The organism is Thermodesulfitimonas sp. (assembly GCF_052743955.1).
In genome coordinates, this window is sequence record NZ_JBRAIN010000002.1 from 1 (window position 1) to 22,518 (window position 22,518).

24 protein-coding genes are annotated in these 22,518 nt (G+C 57.6%); 22 read left to right on the forward strand and 2 right to left on the reverse strand.

Annotation, left to right across the window (positions count from 1 at the left end):
• The first annotated feature begins 241 nt into the window (after positions 1–241).
• The 19 genes from ACUVTA_RS00335 (at position 242) to ACUVTA_RS00425 (ending at position 15,838) form a co-directional block, all read left to right on the forward strand.
• The gene (locus tag ACUVTA_RS00335) at positions 242–484 is read left to right on the forward strand and encodes a DUF5665 domain-containing protein (RefSeq protein WP_445950991.1); all 243 of its coding nucleotides are present in this window, start codon (positions 242–244) and stop codon (positions 482–484) included.
• A 22-nt stretch (positions 485–506) separates the two neighbouring features.
• Positions 507–1,055 carry a TraR/DksA C4-type zinc finger protein gene (locus ACUVTA_RS00340; RefSeq protein WP_445950992.1) on the forward strand — a complete coding sequence of 183 codons (549 nt, stop codon included), beginning with the start codon at positions 507–509 and terminating at the stop codon, positions 1,053–1,055.
• 171 nt (positions 1,056–1,226) lie between these two features.
• On the forward strand, positions 1,227–2,192 hold the full coding sequence (locus ACUVTA_RS00345; RefSeq protein WP_445950993.1) for a polyprenyl synthetase family protein: 966 nt from the start codon (positions 1,227–1,229) through the stop codon (positions 2,190–2,192).
• 126 nt (positions 2,193–2,318) lie between these two features.
• Positions 2,319–2,969 carry a precorrin-2 dehydrogenase/sirohydrochlorin ferrochelatase family protein gene (locus ACUVTA_RS00350; protein WP_445950994.1) on the forward strand — a complete coding sequence of 217 codons (651 nt, stop codon included), beginning with the start codon at positions 2,319–2,321 and terminating at the stop codon, positions 2,967–2,969.
• Positions 2,923–4,236, forward strand: coding sequence for a glutamyl-tRNA reductase (hemA, locus tag ACUVTA_RS00355; RefSeq protein ID WP_445950995.1), 1,314 nt, complete (start codon positions 2,923–2,925; stop codon positions 4,234–4,236). The genes ACUVTA_RS00350 and hemA overlap by 47 nt, the downstream gene beginning before the upstream one ends.
• A 3-nt stretch (positions 4,237–4,239) precedes the next feature.
• Positions 4,240–5,178, forward strand: a complete 939-nt coding sequence (gene hemC, locus ACUVTA_RS00360; RefSeq protein ID WP_445950996.1) for a hydroxymethylbilane synthase — start codon at positions 4,240–4,242, stop codon at positions 5,176–5,178.
• A gap of 37 nt (positions 5,179–5,215) precedes the next feature.
• Positions 5,216–6,817, forward strand: a complete 1,602-nt coding sequence (gene cobA, locus ACUVTA_RS00365) for a uroporphyrinogen-III C-methyltransferase (protein WP_445950997.1) — start codon at positions 5,216–5,218, stop codon at positions 6,815–6,817.
• Position 6,818: 1 nt separating this feature from the next.
• On the forward strand, positions 6,819–7,796 hold the full coding sequence (gene hemB / locus ACUVTA_RS00370) for a porphobilinogen synthase (RefSeq protein ID WP_445950998.1): 978 nt from the start codon (positions 6,819–6,821) through the stop codon (positions 7,794–7,796).
• A gap of 14 nt (positions 7,797–7,810) precedes the next feature.
• Positions 7,811–8,803, forward strand: a complete 993-nt coding sequence (gene nirJ2, locus ACUVTA_RS00375) for a putative heme d1 biosynthesis radical SAM protein NirJ2 (RefSeq protein WP_445950999.1) — start codon at positions 7,811–7,813, stop codon at positions 8,801–8,803.
• Entirely contained in the window at positions 8,804–9,283 is a 480-nt protein-coding gene (gene ahbA, locus ACUVTA_RS00380; protein WP_445951000.1) for a siroheme decarboxylase subunit alpha, read from the forward strand.
• Positions 9,280–9,753: a siroheme decarboxylase subunit beta gene (ahbB, locus tag ACUVTA_RS00385; RefSeq protein WP_445951001.1), complete on the forward strand. Its 474-nt coding sequence runs from the start codon at positions 9,280–9,282 to the stop codon at positions 9,751–9,753. The genes ahbA and ahbB overlap by 4 nt, the downstream gene beginning before the upstream one ends.
• Before the next feature lie 4 nt (positions 9,754–9,757).
• Entirely contained in the window at positions 9,758–11,044 is a 1,287-nt protein-coding gene (gene hemL, locus ACUVTA_RS00390) for a glutamate-1-semialdehyde 2,1-aminomutase (protein WP_445951002.1), read from the forward strand.
• Positions 11,045–11,082: 38 nt separating this feature from the next.
• Positions 11,083–11,436 (forward strand): NADH-ubiquinone oxidoreductase-F iron-sulfur binding region domain-containing protein, encoded by a 354-nt coding sequence (locus ACUVTA_RS00395; protein ID WP_445951003.1) that lies wholly within the window; start codon positions 11,083–11,085, stop codon positions 11,434–11,436.
• A 435-nt stretch (positions 11,437–11,871) separates the two neighbouring features.
• Positions 11,872–12,354, forward strand: a complete 483-nt coding sequence (locus ACUVTA_RS00400) for a hypothetical protein (protein ID WP_445951004.1) — start codon at positions 11,872–11,874, stop codon at positions 12,352–12,354.
• Positions 12,355–12,723 carry a hypothetical protein gene (locus ACUVTA_RS00405; protein ID WP_445951005.1) on the forward strand — a complete coding sequence of 123 codons (369 nt, stop codon included), beginning with the start codon at positions 12,355–12,357 and terminating at the stop codon, positions 12,721–12,723. It begins immediately after the preceding gene.
• 133 nt (positions 12,724–12,856) lie between these two features.
• Positions 12,857–13,426, forward strand: a complete 570-nt coding sequence (locus ACUVTA_RS00410; RefSeq protein ID WP_445951006.1) for a hypothetical protein — start codon at positions 12,857–12,859, stop codon at positions 13,424–13,426.
• Positions 13,427–13,795: a hypothetical protein gene (locus ACUVTA_RS00415; protein WP_445951007.1), complete on the forward strand. Its 369-nt coding sequence runs from the start codon at positions 13,427–13,429 to the stop codon at positions 13,793–13,795.
• 9 nt (positions 13,796–13,804) lie between these two features.
• Positions 13,805–14,329 (forward strand): glycosyl hydrolase family 18 protein, encoded by a 525-nt coding sequence (locus ACUVTA_RS00420; protein WP_445951023.1) that lies wholly within the window; start codon positions 13,805–13,807, stop codon positions 14,327–14,329.
• Positions 14,330–14,662: 333 nt separating this feature from the next.
• Positions 14,663–15,838, forward strand: coding sequence for a D-alanyl-D-alanine carboxypeptidase family protein (locus ACUVTA_RS00425; protein ID WP_445951024.1), 1,176 nt, complete (start codon positions 14,663–14,665; stop codon positions 15,836–15,838).
• Here the strand turns inward: ACUVTA_RS00425 and ACUVTA_RS00430 are convergent.
• Together ACUVTA_RS00430 and ACUVTA_RS00435 are read right to left on the reverse strand one after the other, a co-directional pair.
• A complete protein-coding gene (locus tag ACUVTA_RS00430) occupies positions 15,828–16,157 on the reverse strand; it encodes a Na/Pi symporter (protein ID WP_445951025.1) in 330 nt (109 codons plus the stop codon). The genes ACUVTA_RS00425 and ACUVTA_RS00430 overlap by 11 nt on opposite strands.
• Positions 16,120–16,806, reverse strand: a complete 687-nt coding sequence (locus tag ACUVTA_RS00435) for a Na/Pi symporter (RefSeq protein WP_445951026.1) — start codon at positions 16,804–16,806, stop codon at positions 16,120–16,122. The genes ACUVTA_RS00430 and ACUVTA_RS00435 overlap by 38 nt, the downstream gene beginning before the upstream one ends.
• A 187-nt stretch (positions 16,807–16,993) precedes the next feature.
• On the opposite strand from ACUVTA_RS00435, the gene ACUVTA_RS00440 reads away from it, so the two are divergent.
• The 3 genes from ACUVTA_RS00440 (at position 16,994) to ACUVTA_RS00450 (ending at position 22,480) form a co-directional block, all read left to right on the forward strand.
• Complete coding sequence (locus tag ACUVTA_RS00440; protein ID WP_445951008.1) at positions 16,994–17,443, forward strand: DUF4912 domain-containing protein; 450 nt, start codon at positions 16,994–16,996, stop codon at positions 17,441–17,443.
• Positions 17,444–17,597: 154 nt separating this feature from the next.
• Positions 17,598–20,390 (forward strand): 1,4-alpha-glucan branching protein domain-containing protein, encoded by a 2,793-nt coding sequence (locus ACUVTA_RS00445; RefSeq protein ID WP_445951009.1) that lies wholly within the window; start codon positions 17,598–17,600, stop codon positions 20,388–20,390.
• Between the two features lie 44 nt (positions 20,391–20,434).
• Entirely contained in the window at positions 20,435–22,480 is a 2,046-nt protein-coding gene (locus tag ACUVTA_RS00450) for a glycoside hydrolase family 15 protein (RefSeq protein ID WP_445951010.1), read from the forward strand.
• Positions 22,481–22,518 lie beyond the last annotated feature (38 nt).

The window sequence follows — 22,518 nt, forward strand, 5'->3', positions numbered from 1 at the left end:
TAAATTTTAGCGGGGCCGACGCCTTTTATTTTGCCGGGGGAAGGGTAAATTAAGAACGGGGTGGTGAAAGTAGGGGAGTGCGTCCGGGGCCGGTAGCAAAATGAGAGACAAAAGGGTGGGAATGTCCGGTGGAGGGGAGCAGCGGCCCAAATCGGCGCCCGGGAGGCGGGGGGTGAGTGCTGGTGGCGGTTGCGGAAGACAAGGCGGTTATTCGGTTGCTCACGAAGAAGATTGAACGGCTGTGAGCATAGCGATGGAGAAGATGCGCCTGGCCGAGTACGTCCACCTGCGCGAGCACTCCTGGCGGCTAATGTATATCAACCTCATCGCCGGTATCGCGCGGGGTGTGGGTATCGCCATTGGTTTTACGATTTTAGGAGCGATCCTCGTTTATATATTGCGAAGCCTGGTGGCGGCCCACCTTCCCGGAAGCGGTAGGTTTATTGCCGAAGTGGTGCGGATGGTGGAGCTTCATCTCTACTGATAAAGGAGGAGGCGCGTAGCGCGTGGATGCGGGGTTACAGGATTACTTCCGGGAGCGGTTGCTCCGCTACCGGGAAGAGCTAAAACGGCGTCTCGCGGGTATTGAGCGCGATGGGCTAGCGGTACCGATGCGAGAGGCGATCGGTGAGCTTTCCCTTTACGACAACCACCCGGCGGATGTAGCCAGTGAGCTTTTCGAGCGTTCCAAGGACCTGTCCTTGAAAGAGGATGCGGCGCTAAAGCTGCGGGCGATCGAGGATGCGCTGGCGAAGATGGCGACTGGGCGTTATGGTTTCTGCGACGTATGCGGTGCACCGATCCCTCCGGAAAGGCTTGAGGCGGTTCCCTACACGACGATGTGTGCCTCCTGCAAAGAAAAACAGGAAGGTCAGGGGGGGCTGCGGGCGAAGGCCGGTAGAGGAGGAGCTCTTAAAGCCTCCCTGGGCCCGCCCCGGCGACGAGAGTATGATTTACGACCGGGAGGATGCCTGGCAGGACGTAGCGCAGCACGGCCTTTCTACGGAAACGGAGCCGCTGGAGGAGGAGAACCGGGGTTCGGTCGCGGATGTTGACGATCTTGCCTACTACAAGAGCGACGGGGTCTACTACCGGGATTTCCGCCTTTACAGGGGTAAGCCTCAAGGCGAGCAGTATAAGGAAGTATTTTTTTCGGGGTAGGGAGGATTTTAGCGTAGAAAGAAGAATTTCAATCTTAGCAATGCAGGGAACGCAACGGGGCCGTGATGTTTGATTTTTTTTGCGAAATAAGGGATGACCTGTCGTATATCGAGGCCGAGCTCAAAAGGATAGTCGGGGAGTTCGACGGCGTTCTCGGGGAAGCGGCGACGCATCTTTGCAATGCGGGAGGAAAGCGGTTGCGTCCCGCCTTTGCGCTTTTAAGCGGACATTTCGGCCGTTACGAACTAGAGAAAGTGGCACCGCTAGCGGTGGCTGTAGAACTGATCCATATGGCGACATTGGTGCATGACGATGTGGTTGACGGGGCTGCCGTGCGGCGCGGCCGCCCTACGGTCCACAGGCTCTGGGGGAACAAGGTGGCCATCCGCGCGGGCGATACCATCTTCGCGAAGGCCATCGAGTTGGTGGCAGGTTATCCGGAACCAGTAGTCAGCCGGAAATTGGCGGCAACCTGCATGCGGGTTTGTACCGGTGAGTTTGCCCAGGCGGAGGCCTGCTTTAGCCCCCGCCAGACGCTGCGCGGTTATTTCTGGCGGATTCGCAGCAAAACGGCCTACCTTATCGCGGCAGCGGCCGAGCTTGGGGCAGTGGTTTGCGGCGCGCCGCGGTTTATCAGCCGGGAGTTAGGACGGTACGGCCTGGCGGTCGGGATGGCTTTTCAGGTGGTCGATGATGTCCTCGATATAGTGGCGGACGAGCGCGTACTCGGAAAAGCGACCGGGGGCGATATCCGGGAGGGGATCGCCACGCTTCCGGTGATTTATGTCCTCCGCCGCAGCAAAAAATACCACCGGCGCCTGTTAGAGATCCTTTGCGCCCGGGAGAAAAGCGATGCGGAGATTAAAGAGGCGATCACGATCATTCAGGAAGAAGGGGGCGTAGCCTACAGCCTGGGGGTGGCGCAGCGGTTTGTGCGGCGGGCACAGGAGGTGCTGCGGGTTCTGCCGGATATTCCAACGCGAGACAAACTCGGCGCCATTGCGGAGTTTGTGGTTGCCCGTCAGTTTTGATAAATTCCCGGTTAAAAAGCCAGGCGCGGTATCTTACAGCGGTATCTTACAATAGAAGGGTAAATTTCATTTAAGAATAAATTTGCGCGCCAAGCGGAACGCTTGGCGCCGGGGGGCCTACAAGACTTGCTCTACCCTGCTTTTATTAAGCTCGAAAACCGGCAGTGTCTGGTGGTGGGGGGCGGAAAGGTCGCCGCGCGGAAGGTGAAGATGTTGCTCATGTGCGGCGCTAAGGTCCGGGTGGTGAGTCCTCAGGTGGTTGAGGAGCTCGCTGCCTTGGCTGCGGCGGGAGAGATCGAGTGGGTCCGGCGCGGCTTTATGGCAGGCGATACGGTGGGTGCCTTCTTAGTGGTAAGCGCAACCGATGACCGGGAAGTGAACAGCCAGGTGGCCCGGGAGTGCGCGGCCGCGAATATTTTGCTCAATGTGGTCGACCAGCCTGAATTCTGCAGCTTCTACGTCCCTTCGGTGATTCGCCGGGGGGACCTTACAGTGGCCATATCCACGGGAGGCAAGAGTCCTTTTCTTGCGCGAAAGCTAAGAGAAAAACTTGAAAAAGTTTTCCCGCCGGGTTATGGGGAATTCCTGGAGTACCTTGGCTCCCTGCGGCGGGAGATCATCGGTCGGTATCCTGCGGTAAAGGAAGAGGTGCTCGATAAGATTGTTACGCCGGAAGTCTTCAGTGCCCTCGAGAAAAACGATGTTGCTGCGGCCAAGGAGTTGGTAAAAGGTGTTTACGATCGTTATCGGTCTAAACCACCGGACGGCGCCAGTTGAGGTGCGGGAGCGACTTTCCTTCTCGAACGAGCAGGCGCGAGAGTTTCTCACTAAGCTGCGGAGTAAGCCTGGAGTCTCTGCGGTTGTTCTCCTCTCTACCTGTAACCGCACGGAGTTTTACATGTTTTTTACGAACGAGATCGCCCGGACGGCCGTCATTGAAGTTCTCTGTCGGCGGGCGGGGCTTGAGTTTTCAGAATTGAAGCGCCATCTATACGTTTATACGGAGAACGACTGCGTCCGCCACCTTTTCCGGGTGGCGGCCGGGCTTGATTCGATGGTCCTCGGGGAAACGCAGATCCTTGGTCAGGTAAAGGACGCCTATCAGTTGGCACTGGAAACCGGGACCACAGGGGGTTACTTCAACGCCCTTTTCCAGCAGGCATTGGCTGTGGGTAAGAGGGTGCGTACCGAGACGGGTATCGACAAAAACCCGGTTTCGGTAAGCTACGCGGCGGTAGAACTGGCAAAGCAGAACCTGGGGAGCATTGAGGGGCGGAACGTCTTGGTCGTCGGTGCAGGAAAGATGAGTGAGCTTACGGTGAAGCACCTTGTGGCCAACGGGGTAACTGGGGTGATTGTTTCCAACCGTTCGTTTGAACGGGCCGAAGAGCTGGCCTCCCGTTTTGGGGGACGGGCCGTCCGGTTTGACGAGCTCTACCGGTGGATGGAAAAGGCGGATATCGTCATTAGCTGCACGGGGGCAAGTCATTACGTGATCCACGCCCGGGAAATGGCCGAGGTGATGGCGAAACGGCACGGGGCGAAGATTTTCATGATCGATATCGCGGTTCCCAGGGATGTCGAACCCGCGGTCGCGACCCTGCCGGGAATAGTGCTCTTCGATATCGATGCCCTGCAAGATGTTGTTGACGGTAACCTTGCCGAAAGGCAAAGGATTGCGGCGGAAGCGGAAAGAATAATCGAGGAAGAGGTTGAGAGCTTCCGCCGCCGGCAGGCGGAACAGGCGGTGATTCCTACCATTGTAGCCCTCAAAAAGCTCGGCGAGGAGATAAAACGGAAAGAGCTGCGCCGGGCCTTCAATCGTCTCGGTAACCTTTCCGATTACGAACGCCGGGTGATTATGTCCCTGGCTAATAGCATTGCTAACCAGTTGCTGCACGAGCCCGTCCGGCGCTTGAAGGATCTGGCGTTAACCTCCCAAGGGCTTTTTTACGCTGGGGCGATCCAAGAGTTGTTTAAACTTGACCGCAAAGAAAATACCGTCCAGGAAGAACTCCCCGCGGCGGCGAAGGGGAAGGGATAGGATTTGGTACGTACAGTCCGGGTAGGGACGCGGGGAAGCACGCTGGCGCTCGAGCAGACCCGGATTGTGATCCGGGAACTCGCGAAGCAGTGGCCTGGTTACCGGTTTGAGGTAGTGAAGATTAAGACAACCGGGGATAAGATTTTAGACGTGGCCCTTGCGAAAATCGGCGACAAGGGCCTTTTTACAAAGGAGCTGGAGGTTGCCCTTTTAAAAGGGGAAATCGACCTGGCGGTGCACAGCATGAAGGATGTGCCGACGGTACTTCCCGAGGGCCTGGTCATTGGGGCGATTTTACGGCGGGAGTACCCGGGTGACGTTTTGGTTTCGCGCACCGGGAAGACCTTAGGCGAGCTACCGCCTGGGGCGCGGGTGGGCACTTCAAGTCTGCGGCGCCAGGCACAGCTACGTTATTACCGCCCCGACCTGGAGCTCATTCCCGTGCGCGGAAACCTCACCACCCGTCTGAACAAGCTGAAAGCCGGCGTTTGCGACGCGCTGGTGCTGGCGTGGGCGGGCTTAGCGCGGCTGGGGCGGGAAGGTTACGTGACCGAGAGGTTACCGTATACCGTCTGTCTCCCTGCGGTCTCGCAGGGCGCGATAGGGGTTGAGATCCGGGCCGATGATTCAGAAATAGCCCAGATTGTTGCTACAGTTGACGATGCGCCCAGCCGGGCGGAGGTAGTCGCGGAGCGTGCCTTTATGCGCCGGCTCGAAGGTGGGTGCCAGGTGCCGATAGGCGCTGTAGCTTCTGTTACCGGTGCGGTGCTGACCATTGAGGGTATGGTTGCAGACCTGGAAGGGAGCCGCCTCTACCGCGACCGGATGAGTGGCCAGGTGGCGGAGGCTGCGGAAACGGGGGTGCGGCTGGCTGAGAAACTGCTATCCTCCGGAGCGGATGCGGTCCTACGCGCGATAAAGGAGAGCGCGTCCGGCTCTTGAGCGCGGACCACCAGAAAAGCCGGGCGGCGCGTAGGGTTTGGACGCGCGAGTAAAGCAGGCGAAGGATGACAGGATAATGCGGGGCAAGGTTTATTTGATAGGGGCGGGGCCCGGCGATCCGGGCCTCATCACCGTGAAAGGGATGAAGTGCTTATCTGCCGCGGCGGTTGTCGTTTACGACCGGCTGGTAAATCCGCGCCTCCTTAGTTATATCCGGTCGGACGCGGAGGTTATCTACGCCGGGAAGTCGCCTGAGCGCCACGCGTTAAAGCAAGAGGAGATCAACGCCTTACTGGTCGAAAAGGCACGGGCGGGGAAGATTGTGGCGCGGCTTAAAGGTGGTGATCCCTTTGTCTTCGGACGGGGAGGCGAAGAGGCAGAGGCCCTGCGGGAGGCGGGGATAGACTTCGAGGTGGTTCCGGGCGTAACGGCAGCGGTGGCGGTTCCGGCCTACGCGGGGATACCAGTTACCCACCGGGACTTTACCTCGAGTTTTACGGTAATTACGGGGAACGAGGATCCGACCAAACCCGATTCGGCGCTGGACTGGGACAGACTGGCGCACGGCGGAACGCTTGTTTTTTTAATGGGCATGGCGAACCTGTCCCGGATCGCGGTGCGTCTTAGGGATGCTGGGTTGCCAGGGACAACGCCGGTGGCGGTAATCCAGTGGGGGACAACGGCGAAACAGCGGACGGTGACCGGTAGCCTTGACGATATTTGGGCGAAGGTGGCGGCAGCGGGGGTGACCAACCCGGCGGTAGTGGTGGTCGGTAGGGTGGTGGCGCTCCGGGAAAAGCTTGCCTGGTTCGAGCGCGGCCCGCTCTTCGGGCGCCGGATTGTGGTGACCAGGGCGCGCGAGCAGGCGAGCGCGCTCGCGGAGGCGATTACGGCCCTCGGCGGCGAGGCCTTAGAGTTTCCGACCATCAGGATTGAGCCGCCTGCAGACTGGAGCGGACTTGACGCAGCCCTCGGTAACGCGCAGGCTTACGATTGGCTTATCTTTACCTCAGTGAACGGGGTGCACTTTTTCTTCCGGCGCCTGCGCGAGCTTAACCGCGATATCCGGTCTTTCCACCGGGCGGCGGTGGCGGCGATCGGTCCCGGCACGCGCGCCGCTTTAGAGGAGCGCGGGCTGGTGGTTGATTATATGCCGGCCGAATTCAGGGCTGACGCGGTAGCGGCGGGCCTGAAAGAGCGGGCGGCAGCGGGCGCCCGGGTACTCCTGCCGCGGGCGGATATCGCGCCCGATTCCCTGCCCCGCGCGCTGGCGGAAAGCGGCTTCATCGTGGATAACGTCGTGGCCTACCGGACAGTTCCGGAACACCGGGATGCCGGTATGCTGCGCGAGATGTTGCGAGCGGGCGCGGTTGACGCGGTTACCTTCACGAGTTCATCCACGGTAAAAAATTTAGTGGCGGTGCTCGGCCCCGGTGCGGCGGAGCTTCTGGACGGGGTGGCGGTAGCCTCAATTGGCCCGGTGACGAGTGCAACGGCCCGGGAGCTCGGCCTAAAAGTGACCGTCGAGGCAAAGCAGTATACCATTCCGGGCCTGGTAGAAGCGCTGGCCGGCTATTTCGGCGGGACCGGGAGCGAAGGGCAGCCGGCCGCTGATTCTCAGGGAAGGGGGTTGGGTTAAAGTGAGTTTTCCGGTGACGCGGCCCCGCCGGCTGCGGGTGAGTGAGGCGATGCGGCGGTTGGTCCGCGAGACGGAGCTTAACGCGGGCGATTTAATCTATCCCGTCTTCGTTACCGAGGGAACAGGTGTGGTCGTCCCGGTAGAGGCGATGCCCGGGGTGAACCGGTTCTCCGTAGACACCCTTCTCAGCGAAGTTGAAAGAGTAGTTGCGGTAGGGGTTCCCGGAATAATCATTTTCGGTGTCCCGGCGGTAAAAGACGAGGCTGGTTCCAGTGCCTGGGCGGAGGACGGGATCGTGCAGCAGGCCGTGCGGGCGGTGAAGGAGCGTTTCCCGGGTTTGCTCGTGGTGACCGACGTCTGTCTCTGTGCTTACACGAGTCACGGTCACTGCGGCATCGTGCAGCAGGGGCGGATAGCGAACGACGCGACGCTGGAGATTCTGGCGCGGACGGCCGTTTCCCACGCCCGTGCCGGGGCCGATATCGTGGCGCCTTCCGATATGATGGACGGCCGGGTGAAGGCGATCCGCACGGCACTTGATGCGGCCGGTTACCATGAGGTAGCCATCATGGCTTACAGCGCGAAGTACGCCTCCGCCTTTTACGGGCCCTTTCGCGAGGCAGCGGATTCGCGGCCCCAGTTCGGTGACCGGCGCAGCTACCAGATGGACCCGGCAAACGGGGCGGAAGCCCTGTTAGAGGTGGCGCTTGACTTAGAGGAAGGAGCCGACATTGTGATGGTCAAGCCGGCGCTCGCCTACCTCGACGTGATTTACCGGGTAAAGAAGAGGTTCCAGCGGCCCGTGGCGGCTTACAACGTGAGCGGGGAATACGCGATGGTTAAGGCAGCAGCGGCGCACGGCTGGGTGGACGAGCGGACCGTAGTACTAGAGATGCTGACGGCGATGAAGCGCGCCGGGGCCGATATGATCCTAACCTATTTTGCCAAGGATGTCGCCACGTGGCTTAAGGAAAAATAAGGGGAAGCAAGGGCGTGATCGTTTCCTGGAACGCAACTAACGCGTGCAACCTGAAGTGTGCCCACTGTTACCGGGATGCCGGCGCCAAAAAAGCGGACGAGCTCTCGACAGCTGAAGGGCGGGCGCTCATCGACGAGATTGCCCGTGCCGGCTTCAAGATCATGATCTTTTCTGGTGGGGAGCCCGTTATGCGGGACGACCTCTATGAGTTGGTGGCTTACGCGCGGGACCGGGGCCTCCGTCCGGTGTTAGGGACCAACGGGACGCTCATTACTCCCGATGTAGCCCGAAAGTTGAAGGAAGCCGGGATGACGGCCGTGGGCATCAGCCTCGACAGCATGGACAAAAAGGCGCATGACGACCTGCGGGGCGTAGCCGGCTCCTGGGACGCTGCGGTGGACGGGATGCGGGCCTGCCGGGAAGTGGGGCTGCCTTTCCAGGTCCACACCACCGTGATGGAGTTTAACTACGACGAAGTAGAAAAAATTACCGATTTTGCGGTGGCGGTCGGTGCGCGGGGGCACCACGTTTTCTTCCTGGTGCCTACCGGGCGGGCGGTGGATATCGCCGATGCTTCTATCAAGGCGGACCAGTACGAGCGGCTGCTCCGCCGCCTGCTAACAAAGCAGCGCGAAGTGGCGGTTGAGATCAAGCCAACCTGTGCGCCCCAGTTTTTGCGGATCGCAAAGCAGATGGGGGTTCCGACGCGTTTCTCCCGGGGTTGCTTGGCCGGGCTTTCTTACTGTCTTATTAACCCAGTAGGGGTTGTTCAGGCCTGTGCATACCTCGATATCCCGGCGGGAAACGTGCGGGAAAAGCCCTTTTCCACCATCTGGCGGGAAGCCGAGGTCTTCCAGCGCTTGAGGACCCAGGAGTACAGCGGCAAATGCGGGCAGTGTGATTACCAGGAGGTATGCGGCGGCTGCCGCGCGCGGGCGCTTTTTTACTACGGCGACTACATGGCGGAGGAGCCCTGGTGCCTCTACGGCGCCGGGAGGAGGGGTTAGGTGGCAGCCGCGGAAAAAGGCTTAAGTGAAGCCGAGCGCCGTTTGCTGAGCGCGATGCAGGACGGTTTTCTCCCCGTGCCGGAGCCCTTTAAGGAGGTAGCGGACCGGCTGGGCCTGACGGAGGAAGAGGTACTAGAGGAACTCAGACGGCTTAAAGCGGCGGGGGTGATTAGGCGGCTGGGGGCGATTATCGACTCGCGCAAGATCGGCTATACGGGGACGCTCTGCGCAATGAAGGTTCCTCCGGAGCGCATTCCCGAGGTAGCGCAGGTGATAAACTCCTTCCCGGAAATCACCCACAACTACGTGCGGGAGCATACCTATAACGTCTGGTTTACCATCCTGGCGCCGTCGGCCCAGGAAATCGAGCGGATCATCGGGGAAATCAAGGAGAAAACTGGGATTCAGGATTTCTTAAACCTCCCGGCGCGACGCATCTTTAAGATCCGGGTAAACTTTGACCTGGAGGGAGAACGGTGACAGAGCTCGAACAACGGTTGATAACGGAGCTCGGTAATAACTTCCCGATCGCGTCCCGGCCCTTCGCCGTGATCGGTGAGCGGATAGGGCTGACGGAGGAGGAAGTGCTCGCGCGCGTCAAGGAGTTTATCGCGCGGGGCATCATCAGGCGCCTGAGCGTGGCCCTGCGCCACCAGAACGTTGGTTTTACGGCCAACGGGATGGTCGTCTGGCGGGTGGCGCCGGAGCGGCTGGAGGAAGTCGGGAAGAAGCTCGCCTCTTTCCCGGAGGTGACCCACTGCTACGAACGGGAGACCGCGCCCGACTGGCCGTACAACCTCTACACGATGATCCACCGGCCGCACCGGGAGGAGTGCCTGGCGATTGCCGCGCGGCTGAGCGAGGCGGTAGGCATTAAAGACTACCTGGTTCTCTTTAGTACGCAGGAATTAAAACGCTCGAACCCGCAGTATTTCACGAAAAGAGGGTAGAGGGATGCAGTTCGCGCGTTCGGAAAGTCTCTTCACCACGGCACAACGCTACCTGCCCGGGGGAGTAAATAGCCCGGTACGGGCTTTCAAGGCGGTGGGGTGCCAGCCTATTTTTATCGCCCAGGGGAACGGGTCCCGCGTCCTCGACGTAGACGGAAACAGTTTTATCGATTACGTCTGCTCCTGGGGGCCGTTAATTTTGGGGCACGCCCACCCGGCGGTCGTTGAAGCCGTGAAGACTACAGCAGAGCGCGGGACAAGCTACGGAGCGCCTACCGAGCTCGAGGTGGAACTCGCCAAGCGGATCGTGGACGCCCTGCCGGCGGTCGAGATGGTTCGCCTGGTCAACTCAGGTACCGAAGCGACCATGAGCGCGGTCCGCCTGGCGCGGGCTTACACCAGGCGCTCTAAGATCGTGAAGTTTGAAGGCTGCTACCACGGCCACGCCGATGCTTTTTTAATCAAGGCCGGCTCCGGAGCACTCACCCTGGGCGTTCCCACAAGCCCTGGAGTCCCGGAAACGGTGGCGGGCGACACGCTCATTGCCCCGTATAACGATCTGGCCATGGTGGAAGAGATTTTTCAGCGCGCCGGGGAAGAGATAGCGGCGGTCATCCTTGAACCGGTAGCCGGCAATATGGGGGTTGTACCCCCGGAACCGGGATTCCTGGAAGGGTTGCGGCGTCTCTGCACCGCCTACGGGGCGCTTCTGGTCTTCGACGAGGTGATTACCGGTTTTCGGGTAGGTTACGGCGGCGCCCAGGAGCGCTATGGTGTCCTCCCCGACCTCACCTGTCTCGGCAAGATCATCGGCGGTGGCCTACCGGTGGGTGCCTACGGGGGTAAACGGGCGATTATGGAACTAGTGGTACCGGCAGGACCGGTCTACCAGGCCGGCACCCTCTCCGGCAACCCGCTCGCCGTGGCGGCAGGCATTGCCACGCTCGATCTTCTCCGGGAACCCGGAACCTACGAGCGGCTCGAGGCGCTGGGCGCGCGCCTTGCGGCGGGCCTGGAAGCGGCGGCGCAGGAAGCAGGTGTTCCGGTGACGGTGAACCGGGTTGGCTCATTGCTCACCGTCTTCTTCACGCCGGGACCGGTAAAGGATTATGCCAGCGCGACCACGGCGGATACAGGAAGATTTGCGGCCTTTTTCCGGGAGATGCTTGCTGGAGGCATTTACCTCCCACCGTCCCAGTTTGAGGCGCTCTTCGTATCCCTGGCGCATTCTGTCGCCGATATCGAAGAGACGGTGGCTGTAGCCACGCAGGCCTTCAGACGGGTGGCTTAAAGGCACGAAGCCTAAAAACGTAAAGGAGGCGTTGTGGAATGTGTTCGGGTGGGGCGATTCCCCGTTGTATCGTGGATCTTTCTGAGCATTACCTTGGCCTTGTTTTGCAGGAGGCTTGCAGTGATTGTCCGGTTTGTACCCGGGAACTGAAAGCAATGCAGCAGTTGCTCCGCCGCATCGGTCGGGGCGAAGGTGGGCGCGCGGCGCTTACGGAGCTCAAGCTTCTGTCGTCACAGGCGCGGGAAGCGGCCGCGTGCGGCGTCGGCAGGGTTGGCGCCAGTATCGTGGCAAGTGCGCTGCTCAATTACGAAGACGAGCTGGCGGCCCACGTGGTCGAGCGGTACTGCCCGGCGGGCGTTTGTGATATCCGCTACGTGGTTGAGGTGGGCTAACGCGGGTCTGAAGCCGATGCCACTCAGGGGTGGTAAGGGGGGTAAAACAGGCTCCCTTAATTAATTTATACTTACTGTTGGTGGAACTTAACTCTTCTAGGGGTAATAAGCCTTTCCTTTTAAGAATACCCTGTCTTGTTACTCTTTTTGCAAATTTAGCGTTTTTTCCTGATTTACCGAATAGAATCCAAGATATATCTGCATTGCCATAAAGTAATGGCTGGTTTTGTTTCCTCTCTCCTGCTATTATAGGGCATCGATCCGGCCCGGGTAAACAAGCTGGCGGAAAAGGAGGTTTGGCCCGGGTACAAGACTTTCGTGGAGGAGGGTATTAGCAAAGAGTATCGGAAGCTAGGTGCGGAGTATCTCTTTGCCGGGGTAGGGACAGATCCTGAAACCGTGGTCACTATATTGGGCCCCGATAGTCCCGGGCTCATGTCTACGTTGCAGCGGTACTACAGCGGCATCTTTAATGGCGGTGCCAGCCAAAATGAAGACCTGGTGTCGGGTGGTGCTGATAGCGCATTTGTCCGCTTGGTCCCTCGCGGTGCAAGAGGCACAATGCGTTTTAACTACCACTATAAAGGTAGCGGATATCGGCTAATTATTGATGTCAGTGAACTGGATAGGACTGACTGGTACGCCTATGATTGTGATAATTATGGGGGTACTAGCGAAGAATGGGGATTTCATAAACGGCTAGGGGCAGCTGAGTTTATCACCCGCTTGAACAGCGAGTACCGGCCGGGAAACGAGGTTATGTTCCGGAAGGGAATCCGCAAGGAGAAAATTATAGGTGTGACCTGTGACACTGAAAGCCAGCGTCAGAATCTGATTGGGGCATTTAAAAGCGCGGGAATAAATGAAATAAATGGTAAAAGGTTAGAGGAATTTGTTAGAGTGCAGGAGATGATATAGGTGATTAGCGATAAAGTGCTCTATTTGGTCAAAGATAGCTCCTTTGGTCTGCGGCCGCCCTTAATGCTGGCCATTGGGGTTGAGGTTCACGAGAACTGGGTTGGATTTCATAGCACAACCCGGGGGCATCAATTCTTTGGAAAACTTGTAAAGGAGACCAAGGACGGCTTTATCTGGCATCGCGTGGAAGATACCTTTGAGGAAGGTCTCAAAGATTTTGGGTTGATAGAGTTCAGGGCACTTACGCTTGAGGAGTACAACGAGAAAGTCCGCCCTTATGTGGTTCAACCTGTTCCCGAGTTCAATTCGACTGAAGAACTCTATGAATTTTACCGGCGAAATTTTGGGAATAGGGGTTTTAGTTTTTAAGGCGATTTTACCTACATAATGCAGGATTTTATGAAAAAACGGAGAATTTTATAAACCACCAATTTTCCAGCGGAGCAAAGCGGAGCGGGACGAACTAAGAATATTTGAAGGCATTAGCAAGGAATACCAGAAATTGGGTGCGGAATACCTCTTTACGGGAGTCTCGGAGGACCCCCAGGTGGTGGTCGATATCCTCTCGCCCGATAGCCCGGGCCTCATGTCCACCTTGCAGCGGTACCTGAACGGCATACTGACTAACCGGGGGGCCAGCCAGGCGGAGGATATCGTGTCAGGCGGAGCGGATAGTGCCTTTGTGCGCTTGGTGCCGAGAGACGCCCGGGGAAAGTACCGGTTCCGCGACTCTTACAAGGGAAACGGCTACCGGCTCATCATAGACGTGAGCGAAATGGATAGAACGGACTGGTACGCCTATGAGTACGACAATTATGGCGGCGTAGGCGAAGACTGGGGGTTCCAGCGCAGGCTCAGTGCCGAGGAATTCATTGCCCGGTTAAACAGTTCCTACCGGCCCGACAACGAGGTCATGTTCCGGCGGGGAATACGCAAGGAGAGTATCATCGGGGTTACCTGTGACACCGAGCGCCAGCGGCAGGCCTTGATTGAGGCACTCCACCAGGCGGGTTTCAAAGAGGTTAACGGGAAAAAATTAGAGGAATTTGTTAGAGTGCAGGAGATGATATAGGTGATTAGCGATAAAGTGCTCTATTTGGTCAAAGATAGCTCCTTTGGTCTGCGGCCGCCCTTAATGCTGGCCATTGGGGTTGAGGTCCGCGGGAATATCTTAGAGTTCCACAGCACTAACCGCGGGCATCGATTTCACGGCCAGCTTGTCAAGGAAACTAAAGACGGGTTCGTCTGGCATCGGGTCGAGGATACCTTCGAGGAAGGCCGCAAAGACTTCGGCACCCTAACTTTTAAGGCACTAACGCTTGAAGAATACAACAAAAAAGTTCGGCCCTATGTGGTGGGCCAGGTGCCGGAATTCGCCTCGGACGAGGAGCTTTATGAGTTCTATCGGCGCCAGTTTGCAAGGAGGGGAGAGTATGCCTGAGAAGGGTTTCTGGTAACGGCAGCTATTCCCGCTAAAACTAATGATGATCCTGCAGATGAGTGGGGCGGTGCCTTTGACTACGCGGCAATCGGGCGGATTTGTGATTACATCATGCTCATGACCTACGATGAACACTGGTTTGGTGGTTCACGAGGGCCGATTGCCTCTCTCCCGTGGGTGGTTTCTGTTCTCGATTTTGCTATAAAGTTTCTTCCGCGGGAGAAAATTCTCCTCGGTATCCCTGCCTACGGTTACGACTGGTCTGCTACTGGCACGCGGGTTATTCCTTGGAACAAGGTTAACGAACTAATTAACCAGTACGGATGGTCCCAGGTAGCTTGGGATGACCTGGCCTGCGTACCGTACCTTCGTTATACGGATAAAGGAGTGGCGCACGAAGTTTGGTTTGAAAACGCTTACAGCCTCAGGATTAAACTTAACCTGGTCCGTAACTATGGACTAGCCGGGGTTGCTATCTGGCGCCTCGGTTTTGAAGACGCTACCTTTTGGGAGACGAGGCGCGCAGCGTTTTAGCTACTGGCGCTACTAACTGCCTTGACGATACGCGGGGCATCTTGGAAGAGTTAATGAGTCTCTTCTTTACGTATAACCGCGAGCAGGTAAATTTTGCGGCCGGATTTATCCGCCGCGATTTTTTCTCTAGCGCGGTGAGGGTGGCAATCTGCTCCGGGGTAAGTTCTGCTGGCGTAAACCCGTTTAGCCGCACTTTGCCGCTGCTCCTTTCGGAAATACTTTCTACAGGCACCTCTTTTCTGTTATATTATTTTCGAAAAAGAAACAAGTTATGATGCCTGCGGGGAAAAGTAAACCCGCTTCACTAGCAGGGGGGAAGGGATTTTGCGGGTTGTGCTTTGCTTATTCGCGTTGCTTTTTATGTTTGCCTTAGGCCTTCCCAAGGCCTGTGCCGCACCGCAAATTGTGGCCCCGGCAGCTGTGGTACTCGACCTCAAAACAGGGCAGGTCCTTTATGCTAAGGAGGCAACCAGACGGATGTACCCCGCAAGCACAACCAAAATCCTGACGGCGCTGGTGGTGCTCCAGAATGCTAAACTTGACGACCGGATTTGCGCTTCCGAGGAGGCGGCACGGACTGGAGGCTCTGCGATCTGGCTCCGGAAGGGCGAGGAATTGGCGGTCCGGGATGCGCTTTACGCCCTCTTGCTTAACTCGGCGAATGACGTAGCTACGGCTCTTGCTGAAAAAGTGGGTGGCTCGGTCGCGAATTTTGTGCGGCTGATGAACCGAACGGCTAAGGCCTGCGGGGCGACTGATTCGCACTTTAACAACCCCCACGGTCTTCCCGATGAAAATCATTATACCACCGCCCTCGATCTGGCGCGGATAACGCGGGTTGCCATGGGGAATAAAGTTTTTCGGGAGATTGTGGCTACCAAGACGAAAACGATTCGGCGCAGCGCCCCGGAAAATTTGAGCCTTTTAATAAACCACAACAAGCTCCTCTGGCGGTACGAGGGGGCTACAGGAGTTAAAACGGGGTATACTACCGAGGCTGGACAGTGCATAGTAGCATCGGCCCAGCGGGATGGGCGGGAGCTAATTGCGGTGGTTTTGGGTTCGGTAGGGGCAAACGTCTGGCAGGATGCAGCGGCGTTGCTCGATTATGGTTTTGCGGCGTACCGGCTGGTGGCGCTCGTTAGGGAAGGGCAGGTTGTTGGGTCGGTCCCCGTAGCTAACGGAGTGGGACTGGTTACATTGAAAGCGGCGCGGTCGCTATGGTATAACATTCCGGCCGATGAGCCCGCCCTAACCCTGCCCGGCTGGCGGCTCGCGCTTACCCCGGTAAAGGCGCCTGTGGCTCCGGGTCAGGCGCTTGGCGAGTTAGTTTTTTATGGCCCTTCCGGAGAACTCGGGCGGGTGACGGTGGTTGCCGCGCAGGGAGTAGCCCGCCAGCCACGGTGGCCGGTGATGATAAAGGGGCTCTCTGCCGGGGGGGGTCTTCTCCTTGGGTTGGCGGCGCTTTGGGCGGTGCGCAAACGGCGGCAGTGCCTTTTTAGGAGGTAGGGCGCCGGTCGGGGACGAGGCGTTCGAGCATTCGGGCGAAAGGGGTGCAAAAGGGTAGCGCCGCCAGGCTGCTTATGAGATTATAGAAGGTGTGAATGTTAGTCACTTGGCGGGCCGGGTCGCCTGTCGTGAGGCTGCCGATAAGGCTTAGGGTGTTAATAAGGGGCAGAAAGACGACTGTCCCTATTGTATTTAAGAGAAAGTGGGCTACGGCCACCCGCCTTCCTGCCGCCGTGCTCGTAAGGGAAGCAATAAGGGCGGTAAAACAGGTGCCGATGTTGTTACCCAGAACGAAGGCTACGGCAGTTTCCCGGGAGATCGCTCCTTGGGCATAAGAGGGCCATTACGATGCCCGTAGCGGCACTAGAGGAGTGAAGAAGAGCGGTAAAAAGGGTAGCTACGGCAATCGCCAGAAGGTGGTTGTTGCTGGCAGCGGCAAGCCCGGTGGTAAACCAAGGGGTAGATTTAAATGGGGCTAGGCCGTGGTTCAGCAGGTCTAGGCCGGCGAAGACCATGCCGGTTCCGGTGAGGGCCTGCCCGAGAAAGCGGGTTGGGGAGCGGCTGGCGAGCAGGGGGAGGCCGCTTAAGCCTAAAAGTAAGGCGAGACGCCCCAGGTGCAGCGTTAGGAACTGGACCGTGAGGGTGGTGCCGATATTTGCCCCGAGGATGAGAGCGATTGCCTCGCTCAGGGCGACCAGCCGGGCGTGCGTCAGCCCGATGGTGATAATCGATACGGCGGTGCTGCTTTGGGTGAGGGCGCTTGTACCTACACCAGCAAAAAAGGCCCGTAGGCGGCTGGCGGTTGCGGCACGAAGGACTCTTGTAAGGCGTCGGCTCGATAAAGATAGCAAGCCCGCCTGAAGGAACCATAACCCGGCGAGGAGAAGCCCTAAACCAGCTAAGGCCGTAGTTACTGGTAGAAAAAAGTAGGCGTTGTTACCCCCCCGACATAAATATATGGGGGAAATTTTTTGGTATTCCCCCGGAAAAAGTAACGTGTAGAAGGGTTAAGGTTTTGTAAAAATTTCTCAAAAAAGAATAAAGATTCTATGCCGGAAAATATATTTTGTGTTATAATTTTCTCGTCAAGTGTTCTTTTGGTAATGTTCTTTGTTACCAGCATCTTGATGACTTAAATAGCGAAGGAGGGGGAGAATGGGTTCTCTGGAGGTTTCTAACTTGCCGGCAGGGTACGGGGAAAACGTGTTGATACTTCTGGTCCAGAGTTGTACCGTCCTTTTTGCCTATTGGGAGATTTCGACGGCGGCTCAGGAGTTCCTTAAGGGAAAGAACCTTATCCTGCGGTTGGTTTCGGTGGCTAACGGTTTTTCAGTACCGCGCATCGTTGTTTCTCCTTCCTTCTACACGGGTGATTGGTACTTTCGTGGGGTGAATCCGGGTGAGCGCTACCGGGCGGAACTTGGTTGGTTTGAGAATGGTGAGTTTTACCCCCTCCTTTGCTCGGAAGTGGTAGATGTTCCTCCTGATAAGACGTGGCGGTGGGTTCCGGTACGCCAGCGAAGGGGACAAGAGGAAAAGGGAGTTTCTTTCGTAGAGGCGGTAAGAGCAATTGGGGTTAGTTCTGGTAGCTTTTCAATATCCTAAGAAATCTATCCTTGTGGAAGAGATTGGGTTTAAAATGGGCGTTTAAGCCCATTTCTTTTTATACTTATTGATCTTTTGGCTTTTATTTTTTTTTGAGAAATGTTATGCTGACAGGGAGGATCCATTTAACGCGAGAGCAGTTGGGAGGATCAGTGTGCCCCAAGGATATCTTGCTATTGTGCTGCACGCCCACCTGCCTTTCGTACGTCATCCCGAGAAGGAGCGTTTTCTGGAAGAAAGCTGGTTTTACCAGGCGCTGACCGAGTCCTACCTGCCGCTTATCGATGTCTTTGAACGGCTGGTCGCGGCAGGCGTCCGGTTCCGCATCACCGTGTCCCTGTCGCCGACGCTCATCAGCATGTTAACGGACGAGCTTTTGACCCGGCGCTACGTTGCTTACCTGGAGCGGCTGCTGCGCCTGGCGGCGGCGGAGAAAAAAAGGACGGCGGGAAGCGCCTTTTACCCGCTGGCGGAGATGTACGAAGAGCGGCTGGGCCGCAATTATGACCTTTTCGTTCACCGCTACCGGAATGATCTGGTTGGAGCTTTCGCTAATCTTCAGGAAAAGGGTGCCGTTGAGGTCATCACCACTTGCGCAACACATGGTTACCTCCCCCTGATCCGGGGGAAAGAGGCGCGGCGGGCCCAGATTTTGGTGGGGTTAGACCTCTACCGGCGTTACTTTGGCTCCTACCCGCGTGGCTTTTGGTTACCGGAATGCGGTTATTTACCCGGAGTAGACGAGATTTTAGCCGCCTGCGGTATTCAGTACTTCTTTGTGGAGAGCCACGGGATATTAACGGCGGTGCCGTCGCCACCGTACGGGGTCTACGCGCCAGTTTACACGCCGGCCGGGGTAGCGGCCTTCGGACGCGATCCGGATACTTCCCGGCAGGTATGGGACCGGCAGATCGGTTATCCTGGCGACTACTGGTACCGGGAGTACTATAAGGATATCGGTTACGAACTACCCTGGGATTACCTCGAGCCTTTCCTCCCCTCCGGGGAGGTTCGGACCGATACCGGGTTTAAATACTACCGGATTACCGGGAGCGAGATAAAACAGCCCTATGAGCCGGCCGTTGCGTTAGAAAGGGCCGCGACGCACGCCGACCATTTTCTCTACCACCGCCAGCGACAGGTGGCTTACTGGAGCGAGTACCTGGGAATCAAACCGATTATCGTTTCCCCTTATGATGCCGAGCTCTTCGGCCACTGGTGGTACGAGGGGCCGCAGTGGCTGGAGTTTTTGATTCGCAAGGCTTACTACGACCAGGACGCGGTGCAGCTAGTTACGCCTTCCGACTACCTGAAGGCCCACCCGCGCCAGGCGACCGTCACGATGAGTCTTTCGAGCTGGGGGGCCGGTGGCTATAGCGAAGTCTGGCTGGACCCGGTGAACGACTGGATTTACCGCCATACCCACCATGCGGAGGCGCGAATGGTGGAGCTTTGCGACCTTTACCCCGAGGCTACAGGCCTTACCCGCCGGGCCCTCAACCAGGCAGCGCGGGAGCTTTTGTTAGCGGAGTCAAGCGACTGGGCCTTTATTTTGAAGGTCGGTTCCACAGTGGGGTACGCCACGCGGCGGCTGAAGGAACACATCCTCCGGTTTAACTATTTGACGGACCAGGTCCTGGACGAAAAGATCGATCCCGTGGCGCTCGCCGAGATCGAAGCGAAGGACGGTATCTTTCCGGAGATCGACTACCGGATTTACAGCCGTTTCTGGCGGGAGAAAAGTTCCGGGCAGTCGGTTCCCCGGCGGATTCTGCTTCTTTCGTGGGAGTACCCGCCCCATATCGTAGGCGGTCTGGGCCGCCACGTCGACGATCTTTCGCGGGCGCTGGCCCAACTTGGCAGTGAGGTTACGGTGGTTACGGTGTTATCACCTGGTAGCGTGCCGGTAGAAGATACCGGCGGTGTTCGGGTGTACCGGATACCGGTGGACGGGAGCGAGGCGGATTTTCTCAACTGGGTGGCCCGGCTTAATAAGGAAATGGTGGCGGCGGTTGAACGCCTCCACAAGGAAGGGCGGCGTTTCGACGTTGTCCACGGGCACGACTGGCTGGTTGGGTTTGCCGGCGAAGAACTGGCGGATCGCTTGGGCCTGCCTTTTGTAGCCACGATTCACGCTACGGAACATGGCCGCCACGGCGGTATCCATAACGAGTTGCAGCAGCAGATCCATATGGCGGAGAAACGACTGGCGGAGAGGGCGACTCACCTCATCTGCTGCAGCGAGTACATGGCCCGCGAGGTTACCCGTCTTTTCGCGGTGCCTAGCGAAAAGATCACGGTTATTCCTAACGGTGTAACTCCGGAAGTTTTAGGGGTGCAGGGTTGGCGGGGGCTTGCCGCACCGGAAGCCACGCCGATAATCCTTTTTCTGGGGCGGCTGGTGCCAGAGAAGGGGGTCCAGGACCTGATTGAGGCTTTACCGCTAATTGTGGCGCGAGTGCCGGGGGCGCGGGCCGTAGTCTGCGGCCAAGGTCCTTACGAGGGGGAGCTTAAACACCTCGCGGCCGCACTTAAAGTGGGTGAGCGGGTAACATTTGCCGGGTTTGTGGACGGAGCGACCAGAAACAGCCTTTTGGCGCGGGCGGCGGTGGCAGTCTTCCCGAGCCACTACGAACCTTTCGGTATTGTGGCGCTCGAGGCGATGGCCGCCCAGATTCCGGTAGTTGTAGGGGATACCGGAGGCCTCAGTGAAGTGGTAGAGCACGGCATTGACGGTTTTAAGGTCCCCCCCGGCCGCCCGGATCTTCTGGCCCGCTACGCGAGCGAGCTTTTACTTAATCGCGCGCTGGCCGAAGAACTCTGCCGGCGGGCGTGGCGGAAGGTGCGTTCGACCTATAACTGGCGCCATATCGCGCTGGTCACCCAAGAGGTTTACGCGCGGGCCCGGAGTAAGTTGGCGCAGATTCCGGAAAGGGTGGTTTTGTAAATTGCGCTGGAATCTGATATTGAGCGCGATGCGGGGGAATGAGTATGCCGCGACCCTTGGTAATTGGTAACGGGAAGATAATGGTGACCTTCGATGAGAACCTCGAGATGCGGGATTTCTTTTATCCTTTTGTGGGCCAGTGGAACCACCTTCAAGGAAACCGGAACCGCCTTGGCGTTTGGGTGGACGGCAGGTTCAGCTGGACCGCCGACAGCGGTTGGGAACGCCAGCTCGGGTATCGGGAGGATTGCCTAGTAACTCACGTGGAGGCGACCCATCCGGAGCTTAAGGTAAAGCTGTTGATCAACGACGCGGTACACCGCCGGGAGAATATTTACCTTAAAAAAATTATAGTTCAAAATATGGTGAATAAGGAGCGAGAGGTTCGGGTTTTCTTGGGACAGGACTTTTCGGTTGACGAAACCGAGGTTGGCGATACCGTATTTTACGACGCCTTTGAACGGGCGCTCTGCCACTATAAGCGGAACCGCTACTTCGTTATCAATGGTTACAGCAGTTTCGGGCGCTTCCAGCAATTCGCTACGGGTATTAAAGGCTTTGGGCAGGCGCAGGGAACCTGGCGCGACGCTGAGGACGGCGTTTTGAGTGGAAACGCGATCGCGCAGGGCTCAGTAGATAGCGTGATCGGCTTCAACCTGATTCTGCCGCCGCTAGGTGAGGAAACTATATATTACTGGATCTGTGCCGGCCGCAACATCCAGGAGGCGAGGGCGCTCAATAAGTTTGTGCTCGAACAGGAGCCAGCGGAGCTTTTTTTGCGGACGGAGGCAATGCACCGAGCTTTTTTGGAAGCCTGTTTCACCTGTAGCAGCAACTGGGCTTTGGAGTTAAAGGAGCCCTTTAGGGAGATACTCAAAGTTTACAAGCGAAGCCTACTTATCCTTAAAGCCCATTTTGATGCGCGCGGGGCGGTGATCGCTTCGCCCGACTCTGACATTATGGCCACTAATCGGGACCATTACTGTTATTTATGGCCCCGCGACGGGGCGATGGCGGCCTATGCGCTGATTAAAGCTGGCTACGGCAGGGTTGCCCGCCCCTTTTTCAGTTTTTGCGCTAGCGCCCTGACGGACAAAGGCTATCTCCTTCATAAATACAACCCGGACGGGACGGCGGGATCGAGTTGGCACCCGTGGCTTCACGAGGGGGTGGTCCAGCTTCCCATTCAGGAGGACGAGACGGCGCTGGTGCTGTGGGCGCTTTGGGAGTACTATCTGCAAGAGCGCGACCTGGAATTTGTGCTTGCCCACTACCACAGTTTAGTGCGTCCGGCGGCTAATTTTCTGGCCGACTACGTGGATGAGGAACTACAGCTGCCGCTCGAATCTTACGATCTCTGGGAGGAGAGGCGGGGCATCTTTACCTGGACGACGGCGACGGTTCATGCCGGACTTAAAGCGGCTGGTAATTTTGCGCAACTTCTCGGGCAGCCGAAGCTAGCGGAGAAATATTTCGGCCGCGCGGCGCAGATCAAGGAAGGGGTGCTTAGTAACCTCTACGATCCGCAAAAGAAACGTTTTCTGCGCGGTCTGCACTTTAACCGGGCCAAGAAGGTCTTTGAGCCCGACGATACGGTGGACAGCAGCCTGGCAGGCGTCTTTCTCTTCAACTTACTGCCGGTTTACGACCTCCGCGTGGCGGAAACGATGGGCCAGGTGGAGAAGGTGCTGTGGGTCAAAAGCGACGTAGGCGGGGTTGCCCGGTACTACGGCGACTATTACTTCCGACGGTCGGAGGATCTGGAACGTATTCCCGGAAATCCTTGGTTTATCTGTACTCTCTGGCTGGCGCAATATTATATCAGAACGGCGATGAGCATCGAGGAGCTTTCCCGCGCCCGGCTTCTGTTAGAGTGGTGCATCAGGTACACGTTACCTACGGGAGTGATGCCCGAACAGGTGCACCCATTGACGGGGGAACCACTCTCGGTGGCGCCGCTTTCCTGGTCCCATGCCGCTTTTATTATTGCGGTGACCGAGTATGCTGCCCGGTGCCGGGAACTCGAAGGCGCCCGGGAGGAACTGCTTTTTACCCTGCCCGAAAGGGAGCGAGAAGGAGGCAATTTTTAAGCGGGTCCCGGCATCGACGGGGTTATAATAAACGAAAG

What these genes read in the sequence shown, in the direction of transcription:
- ACUVTA_RS00345 (WP_445950993.1), top strand. Translation starts at nt 1,227, where the DNA reads ATGTTTGATTTTTTTTGCGAAATAAGGGATGACCTGTCGTATATCGAG.
- hemL (WP_445951002.1), top strand. Translation starts at nt 9,758, where the DNA reads ATGCAGTTCGCGCGTTCGGAAAGTCTCTTCACCACGGCACAACGCTAC.
- ACUVTA_RS00395 (WP_445951003.1), top strand. Translation starts at nt 11,083, where the DNA reads ATGTGTTCGGGTGGGGCGATTCCCCGTTGTATCGTGGATCTTTCTGAG.
- ACUVTA_RS00400 (WP_445951004.1), top strand. Translation starts at nt 11,872, where the DNA reads ATGTCTACGTTGCAGCGGTACTACAGCGGCATCTTTAATGGCGGTGCC.
- ACUVTA_RS00440 (WP_445951008.1), top strand. Translation starts at nt 16,994, where the DNA reads ATGGGTTCTCTGGAGGTTTCTAACTTGCCGGCAGGGTACGGGGAAAAC.
- ACUVTA_RS00450 (WP_445951010.1), top strand. Translation starts at nt 20,435, where the DNA reads ATGCCGCGACCCTTGGTAATTGGTAACGGGAAGATAATGGTGACCTTC.